7 protein-coding genes, 1 tRNA gene and 1 pseudogene are annotated in these 7,646 nt (G+C 63.3%); 7 read left to right on the top strand and 2 right to left on the bottom strand.

Annotation, left to right across the window (positions count from 1 at the left end; genetic code table 11):
- Positions 1 to 199 precede the first annotated feature (199 nt).
- Positions 200 to 275 (top strand) — tRNA-Phe (locus IRZ12_RS13795).
- Positions 276 to 559: 284 nt separating this feature from the next.
- On the opposite strand, the gene IRZ12_RS13790 is transcribed toward IRZ12_RS13795, so the two are convergent.
- A complete protein-coding gene (locus IRZ12_RS13790) occupies positions 560 to 1,342 on the bottom strand; it encodes an IclR family transcriptional regulator C-terminal domain-containing protein (RefSeq protein ID WP_296469460.1) in 783 nt (260 codons plus the stop codon).
- 151 nt (positions 1,343 to 1,493) lie between these two features.
- On the opposite strand from IRZ12_RS13790, the gene IRZ12_RS13785 reads away from it, so the two are divergent.
- From IRZ12_RS13785 to IRZ12_RS13765, 5 genes are read left to right on the top strand one after another with little or no spacing between them, the layout of a single operon-like run.
- Positions 1,494 to 2,471, top strand: coding sequence for a tripartite tricarboxylate transporter substrate binding protein (locus IRZ12_RS13785; RefSeq protein ID WP_296469458.1), 978 nt, complete (start codon positions 1,494 to 1,496; stop codon positions 2,469 to 2,471).
- Between the two features lie 23 nt (positions 2,472 to 2,494).
- Complete coding sequence (locus IRZ12_RS13780) at positions 2,495 to 3,739, top strand: aromatic ring-hydroxylating dioxygenase subunit alpha (RefSeq protein WP_296469456.1); 1,245 nt, start codon at positions 2,495 to 2,497, stop codon at positions 3,737 to 3,739.
- 3 nt (positions 3,740 to 3,742) lie between these two features.
- Positions 3,743 to 4,216: an aromatic-ring-hydroxylating dioxygenase subunit beta gene (locus tag IRZ12_RS13775; protein ID WP_296469453.1), complete on the top strand. Its 474-nt coding sequence runs from the start codon at positions 3,743 to 3,745 to the stop codon at positions 4,214 to 4,216.
- Positions 4,213 to 5,187 carry a PdxA family protein gene (locus IRZ12_RS13770; protein ID WP_296469451.1) on the top strand — a complete coding sequence of 325 codons (975 nt, stop codon included), beginning with the start codon at positions 4,213 to 4,215 and terminating at the stop codon, positions 5,185 to 5,187. Before IRZ12_RS13775 ends, IRZ12_RS13770 begins: the two co-directional genes overlap by 4 nt.
- Before the next feature lie 24 nt (positions 5,188 to 5,211).
- Positions 5,212 to 6,270, top strand: coding sequence for a 2Fe-2S iron-sulfur cluster-binding protein (locus IRZ12_RS13765; RefSeq protein ID WP_296469449.1), 1,059 nt, complete (start codon positions 5,212 to 5,214; stop codon positions 6,268 to 6,270).
- A gap of 126 nt (positions 6,271 to 6,396) precedes the next feature.
- On the opposite strand, the pseudogene IRZ12_RS13760 reads toward IRZ12_RS13765, so the two are convergent.
- Positions 6,397 to 7,135 (bottom strand): annotated as a pseudogene (locus IRZ12_RS13760) (LysR family transcriptional regulator).
- A 121-nt stretch (positions 7,136 to 7,256) separates the two neighbouring features.
- On the opposite strand from IRZ12_RS13760, the gene IRZ12_RS13755 reads away from it, so the two are divergent.
- On the top strand, positions 7,257 to 7,646 hold a 390-nt coding region (locus IRZ12_RS13755), incomplete at its 3' end, for an MFS transporter (RefSeq protein ID WP_296469448.1).

Below are 7,646 nucleotides of genomic sequence, written 5' to 3'. Positions count from 1 at the left end.
GCCCTGGATGAGAAGGACCACTCGACATTATAAGGGGTCGGCCAGGGGTGGGGCGCCCCGGGGGCGACGCCCGTCCGGATGCCTGCTCGCCCGTGGGCTTTGCCAAGACGGGGAAAAATATGTAATAATCCGCGTTCTTTACGGGACATGCTTTACGCAAACCCGTGAAGTTCTTCGTTGCAGCGCTCGTTGTAACGTGGGCCTGGTAGCTCAGTTGGTAGAGCAGCGGATTGAAAATCCGCGTGTCGGTGGTTCGATTCCGCCCCAGGCCACCAGATTCCATGCCCAGCTCTTGCAGCTGGGCATTTTCATTTCTGCAGTCCGCCACACGACGCGGGATCCGGCGCTGTTCTGCGCATGCCAGGCAGGCGCAAAGTGGCGTGCAGGACTCGTCTGGCGGCTCTACCCCATAAACGGGGGATGACCATTCATCAGACCCGGTTAATCCTTTTTCCCCTGGTTTCCCAAACCCAGCGCCAACTTCTTCGCGGGGGCTTGCAGGCGGGCTCTTGGCAAGCGGCTGTGCAGTGCGTCGCCGCCATCGGTCGTGCGTCGAGATCTAAAGCATCGCGCTCAGCATGCGTCGGCCGCCCAGCAATTCCGGCAGCAGGACTTCCACCATTTGGTCCAGCGTGTAGCGATTGACCGATGCCACCAGGCTCATTGCTGCCACGGTGCGGCCCGCTTGGTCGTAGACCGGGATGGCGATGGAGCGTACGCCTATTTCAAGTTCCTCGTCGCTGGTGGCATAGCCCAGGCGCCGTGCTTCATCCAGTAGTGCAAGTAGTTCCGGGATCTCGGTGCGAGTTCGGGGCGTGAGCGCGCGGCGCGGCATCCTGCCCAGCAATTGCTTGAGGTCGTCCGCGCCAAGCGCCGCCATCAATACCCGGCCCGTCGCGGCGCAGTGCGCGGGTAGGCGAGACCCCATGCCCAGGCCATGCGACAGGCTGCGGCGCGTGGCGGCACGCGCGACGAACACCACTTCACCGCCATCGAGCACCGCCAGCGAGCTCGATTCCTTGGTTCGCTCGCTGATGGTCTCCAGCACCGGCTGCGCCAGCTTGGGCAGGGGGCTGGACGTGACATAGGCGTGCCCTAGCCGGAGCGCCCGCGGCGTCAACCGGAAATTCCGGCCATCGCTTTCCACGTAGCCGAGCCGTTGCAGCGTCAAGAGCGAGCGGCGGGCCGTGGCGCGCGGATGGCCCGTGATCTCGGCGGCCTCGCTCAGCGTGAGCGGGCCCGAGCGAATGCCGAACGCCTCGATGATGGCCAGGCCTTTTTCCAGGCCGGCGACGTATTCCTTGTCTTCCTTGGTACGGGTATCGCGCGGGGTCGTGATCATGGGATAAGAAAATCGCGAGCGTTCGTTTTGCGAACATTATAGCCGTTTTTGTTGATGTGTGTTCATATGCGAACTAATCTTCGCTTTGCGACTTTATGTTCGGATGAGAAACGGCGTTCCGTTCGCATTTCCCATAGAGGAGGGATCAAGGATGAGACAAACTACATCGATGGCCTGTGCCGCGTTAGCGGCATGGGCGGTTTTCTGTGGCGTGGCACACGCTGAATCGGGTGAATTCCCGAACCGTCCCGTGCGCATCGTGGTTCCGTACTCGGCAGGCGGCACGGCCGACGTGTTGCCCCGGATCATCGGCGAGAAGCTCAGTGCGATGTGGGGGCAGCCCGTCATCATCGAGAACCGGCCAGGCGCCGGCGGCAACATCGGTGCCGCCCTCGTGGCCAAGGCCGCGCCGGACGGGTATACGTTGGTGTCGACGCCCCCCGCGCCGCTGGTCATTAATCAATACCTGTACAAGAGCCTGCAGTTCGATCCCGAGCGCTTCGCGCCCGTAGCCGTGCTGGCGCGCGTGCCGAACGTGCTTGCGGTGAAGAACGATCTGCCCGTGAAATCAGCCCAGGAGTTCATCGACTACGCGCGCAAGAACAATGGCCAGGTGACCGTGGCCACGCAGGGCAACGGCACCACGTCGCACCTGACGGGCGCACTGGTCGCTTCCCAGGCGAACCTGAACTTCGTGTTCGTTCCCTATGGGGGAACCGCACCGGCGCTCGCCGACCTGATGGGCGGCCAGGTCGATGCGTTCTTCGACAACATCAGCTCGACCTTTCGCCAGCACGAGGCGGGCAAGGTCCGCATCCTGGCCGTCACCAGCGCGCAGCGCAGCCCGCTCTTGCCCAAGACACCCACCCTGGCCGAATCCGGTCTCTCCGGCTTCGACGTCAGCTCCTGGTTCGGCGTGGTCGCGCCGGCGGGCACGCCAGACGACGTGGTGAACAAGCTCAATGCCTCCATTGCCCAAGTCCTGCAGATGCCCGACGTCAAGCAGAAGTTCATCGAGCAAGGCGCGGAGGTGGGTGGCGACACGCCAGCGCAGATGGCCGATTTCATGAAGGCCGAGCGCATCAAGTGGAAGAAGGCCATCGACACGGCCAAGGTCACCATTAACTGATTTTTGCAACAACAAGGAAGTCCATGAGCCACAGCGAGACTCACGACCCCCGGCGGACCTGGGAGGACGGCTTGACCCGGGTGCCTTATTGGCTCTATCGCGACCGGGATGTCTACGATGCCGAGCAAAAGCGGGTGTTCCAGGGACCGACCTGGAACTACTTGTGCCTGGAGGCGGAGATTGCCGAACCGGGGGCATACCGCACCACCTTCGTCGGCGAGATGCCGGTCATCGTCACGCGGGACGAGGAAGGCGAATTACAGGCCTTCGAGAATCGCTGCGCCCACCGCGGTGCCTTGATCGCGATCGATGACGGCGGCAAGACGCGTGATTTCGCCTGTGTCTACCATGCGTGGCGCTACGACCTGCAGGGTAACCTGCGGGGAGTGGCGTTCCAGCAGGGCGTGAACGGAAAGGGCGGCATGCCCCCGGGGTTCCGGATGGAGGAGCATCACCCGCGCAAGTTGCGTACCGCCAGCGTGGCCGGCTTGGTGTTCGGCAGCCTGGACGAGGACGTGCCGCCCATCGAAGAGTACCTCGGCGACGAAATCCTAGAGCGCATCGAGCGCGTGCTGTGCAAGCCGGTGGAAATCATCGGTCGTTTCAAGCAGACCATTCCGAACAACTGGAAGCTGTACATGGAGAACGTCAAGGACTCCTACCATGCCAGCTTGCTGCACGTGTTCTTCACCACCTTCAATATCAACCGGCTGTCGCAGAAGGGCGGCGTGATCGTGAGCGAGACCGGTGCCCACCACGTCAGCTATTCCAAGCTCTCGCACCAGCCGCAGCCCAACACCGAGTACAGCACGGAGAAACTGCGTTCCAACAAGGAGGGCTACGCGCTGGCCGACCCGAGCATGCTGGACGGCTGCGATGAGTTCGGCGACGGCGTGACCCTGCAGATCCTATCGGTATTCCCCGGCTTTGTATTGGCGCAGATCCAGAACACGATCGCGGTTCGCCAGATCCTGCCGGCGGGCATAGACAAGACCGTGCTGAACTGGACGTATCTCGGATTCGCAGACGACACGCCGGAGCTGCGGCGCATGCGCCTGAAGCAGTCCAACCTGACCGGTCCGGCCGGCTTCGTCTCCATGGAGGACGGTGCGGTGGGCGGCTTCGTGCAGCGCGGCATCATGGGTGCCGATCATGAGCAGGCAGTGCTCGAGATGGGCGGCGACGGCATCGAAACGCAAGACAATCGCACCACGGAAGCGTCGGTGCGCGGGTTCTGGAACGCCTATCGCGGCTACATGGAGATCTGAAGCATGGCGGAGTTTTCGCAAGAACGGCTAGGCAATCTCAATGCCGCCTATGTACGCTGCATCGACAACGACGAAGTCGAGGCATGGCCGGCATTTTTCGAGGAGCGCTGCCTGTACGTGGTCACTACCGCGGATAACTACGCTGCCGGCATGCAGGCGGGCATGATTTATGCCGACACGCGCGCCATGCTGCAGGACCGGGTTTCGGCACTGCGCGAGGCCAATGTCTATGAACGCCACCGCTACCGCCACATCGTGGGGCTGCCTTGCGTGCTGGGCACCGAAGATGGTGCGGCGCGGGTGGAGACTCCGTTCCTGGTGGTGCGCATCATGCGCGACGGCCAGACCGAGGTGTTCGCTTCCGGGCGCTATTTGGACCGCGTGGTGGAAGGTGTCGACGGGCAGTTGAAGTTCGCCGAGCGCATCGTGGTCTGCGATAGCCAGAACATCGATACCCTGCTGGCGATACCTTTATGACGGCCGGCCGCAAGCGCATCGCGATCGCACTGGGCGATGCCAATGGCATCGGCCCGGAGATCGCCGTCAAGGCGGCTTTCGCCCTGCGGGACGAGCCGGTCGACTGCGTGCTGGTGGGCGACGGGTTCGTATTGCAAGAGCTGCTGGTCTGCCATGCCCCCGGCATGTCGCTCACCGCGTTCGTGCCGGGTGTCCAGCGTCATCCGGATCAATTGCTGTGGGCCAACGTGGCGGCATTACCGCCATCGGAATACGTTCCGGGCGAAGTACGCGCCGCGGCGGGCGCCGCCATGGTGGCCTATGTGCGCGAGGCGGTGCGGCTGGCGCGGTCCGGTGCGGTCGACGCCGTGGTCGGCTGTCCGCATTCGGAAACTTCCGTGGCACGGGCGGGTATTCCATTCTCGGGCTACCCGGGCCTGATCGCGCAGTTGACCGGCGCCTCGCCCGACAGGGTCTTCCTGGTACTGGTCTCTCCGGAGCTGAAGATCGGCCATGTGACCTTGCACGAATCTGTGCGGACGGCGTTGGGCAGGCTGGATACCCAACTGGTCGTGGATGCGGCGTTGGCCACCATCGAGGGCGCGCGCATGATCGGCATCCACCGGCCGCGGCTGGGCGTCTTCGGCATTAATCCGCACGCGGGCGAGAATGGCCTGTTCGGCGACGAGGACCAGGCGATTACCGAACCAGCCGTGGCGCGCCTGCGCGCAATGGGGCTGGACGTGGACGGCCCGCAGGGCGCCGACCTGATGCTGGCGCAGCGCCGCCACGACGTCTATCTCGCCATGTTCCACGACCAGGGCCACATTCCGGTCAAGCTGCTGAGTCCGCGGCAAGCCAGTGCGCTGTCCGTGGGCGGAGGCGTCTGTTTCAGCAGCGTGGGGCACGGTTGCGCCTTCGACATCGCGGGCCGGGGCACGGCCGACGCATCCGCCGTGCTGCGCACCGTGCGCCTGCTGGCGGGCCTCTAGTTCTATCGACCCGGCAGGGCCGGGATGGAATCCATGCAATACACCATACGCATCGACCAGCGAGACATCGAATTCACTTGCGATGCCGGGCAGAGCGTGCTGGACGGCGCGTTGGCCGCAGGCTACGAGATCCCGTATTCCTGCCGTACTGGCATTTGCGGTAGCTGCCGGGGCAAGATCGTGGCGGGCGAAACCCGGGGGGGCTCGGGAGAAGGGGTGCTCGGTGAAGATGAGAGGCGCGAGGGCGCAGTCCTGCTGTGCCAGGCCCGGCCCTGTTCTGACCTGGACGTGGCCGTGCGCGACATCGAGCGCCGCGATCCGGCCGCCAGCAAGACGGTAGCGGCCAAGGTCTATCGCATGACCCGAGCCGCCCCCGACGTGACGGTGCTGCAGCTGCGCTTTCCGGCTGGCACCCGGGTGCGCTTCAAGGCGGGCCAGTACCTGCACGTACGGATGGCAGATGGCACGATACGGCATTTTTCGATGGCCAACCCACCCCAGCATAACGACGGCGTGGAGTTGCACATCCGCCATGTGCCCGGCGGCAAGTTCTCGACCTACCTGATGGATGCGGTACAGGTCGGACAGGTCCTGGACGTATCCCTGCCTTTCGGCGACTTTTACCTGCGCGACTCGAGCCAGCAGGCGGTGCTGGTCGCCAGCGGTACGGGTTTCGCTCCCATCAAATCCATGGTGGAGGATGCCATTAAGCGCAAGCTCGAGCGGCCCATGACGCTGTACTGGGGCGCGCGCCGGGAGGAAGACTTGTACATGGCGGAATTGCCGCGCAAGTGGGCCGGCAAGCATGACTGGTTCCGTTTCGTTCCTGTGTTGTCCGACTGCCCCGAGGGCAGCGGCTGGCAAGGTCGCGAGGGGTTCGTCCACCAGGCGGTGCTGGACGATTTCGCTTCGCTGGCAGATTGCGAGGTCTATGCCTGCGGGTCGCCAGCGATGATTAGCGCGGCGCGGCAGAGCTTCGTGGCCGAGCGGGGACTGGCCTCGGATCGCTTTTATTGCGATGCATTCGTTCCGATGGCCCCACAGGAGGGGACGTCTACGGCTGTTGAAGCCGTGGAGGATTGAGAACCGGAAGGTTTGGAATGGACGTGCCGTAACGAGGACGCTGTCCCGGCAGCAAGGTCGTGAGGTTGACGCAAAAATTGGAGATGCCGAAGAACGTTCCCGGGGCGCGCTTTATCCTTCCTGCCATCAGGCTGGCAAGCTCTTCCAGTTGGCATCAGCATGCCCCTGAGGCGCGAGGCTCTTGGTTGGCGTGGCGGCTTCTGCTTGGATCCAGCGCATGACTTCGAGAACTTCTGGTCTCGGTTCTCTCTCGGCCTGGATTAACCAGTAAGCGTAGTGGCTCGTCCCGGGACCGGGTTTCGGGGTGCCAAGAACCCGCAGGCGGCCATCGGCCAACATGGGCGACAACAGCGGCAACCTTCCGAGCGCGATACCATGGCCGGCCATGGCGGCATAAATGAGCTGATCGTATTGATTGAAGCGAAGAATAGCCTTGGGTCGCACCCCTTCCCATCCCTGGCTTGCCAGCCATTCGCCCCATTGAAGCCAGGGCCGGTATGGCCCATCGAATTCCAGCAAGACTTGCCTCTTCAGGCAGTCTGCCTCGCTGATTCCCGTCAGGCCGAGCAGTGGGTTGGCTACCGGTGCCACGGCTTCGTCAAAGAGACGAATTCTGCAACTGCTGAACGGCGCTATCGGCACTACGGAACAGTCGCTCCCCTTCGGGCGTAAAGGCGATCGACCGGTGCCCGCGGACCAGCAGCTTGCAGCCCAAGGCCGTTTCCAGTCCGTGAATCTGCCGGCTTACCGCTGATTGGGTGAGACAGAGATCCCGGGCGGCCAAAGTGATGCTCATGCGGCGGCCGACCGCCACAAAGCCGCGTATCAGGTCGAGGGAAGGAAGGCGAACGAGCGAGCGTGACATTCCTTTTTCTCATGCGAATGCGACGGAGATTTCGTTTGATGACGCCCTATCGGCTGAGTTTAATCCGGATGGGAATCGCCAGGAACGTATGTCGAAGCGGAATGCGAAACGCAAAGGGGGAATGATGGGGTCGGAACTTCCGGGCAGGAGCAGCGCAAGACGTCTCTGGCCCATCGTGGTCGGCGGCGGCCTGATCATGGGGCTAGCCCTCGGCGTGCGCCATGCGCAGGGAATTTTTCTCATTCCGATTACCATGGATCACGGTTGGTCACGGGAAGCGTTCGGTCTTGCCATCGCCATCCAAAACCTGGTCTGGGGCATTAGCCAGCCATTTACCGGCATGATCGCCGATCGTTTCGGGTCCCGGCGCGTCATGGTCGGCGGATTGCTGTGCTATGGCGCCGGGCTTTTGCTGATGTCGAAGGCGGCGACGCCCTTGGCCTTCACGCTATCGGCCGGGTTCTGCGTGGGCGTCGCGTTGTCGGGAACATCGTTTGGCGTGGTCTACGGC

This window comes from Pigmentiphaga sp. (genome assembly GCF_019689535.1).
GTDB lineage: Bacteria > Pseudomonadota > Gammaproteobacteria > Burkholderiales > Burkholderiaceae_B > Pigmentiphaga.
Note: the sequence above shows the minus strand (reverse complement) of the source record. Positions and strands in the feature narration are given on the sequence as shown.

Coding starts and splice junctions, on each gene's coding strand:
- IRZ12_RS13790 (WP_296469460.1), bottom strand. CDS start 1,342: ATGATCACGACCCCGCGCGATACCCGTACCAAGGAAGACAAGGAATAC.
- IRZ12_RS13785 (WP_296469458.1), top strand. CDS start 1,494: ATGAGACAAACTACATCGATGGCCTGTGCCGCGTTAGCGGCATGGGCG.
- IRZ12_RS13780 (WP_296469456.1), top strand. CDS start 2,495: ATGAGCCACAGCGAGACTCACGACCCCCGGCGGACCTGGGAGGACGGC.
- IRZ12_RS13775 (WP_296469453.1), top strand. CDS start 3,743: ATGGCGGAGTTTTCGCAAGAACGGCTAGGCAATCTCAATGCCGCCTAT.
- IRZ12_RS13770 (WP_296469451.1), top strand. CDS start 4,213: ATGACGGCCGGCCGCAAGCGCATCGCGATCGCACTGGGCGATGCCAAT.
- IRZ12_RS13765 (WP_296469449.1), top strand. CDS start 5,212: ATGGAATCCATGCAATACACCATACGCATCGACCAGCGAGACATCGAA.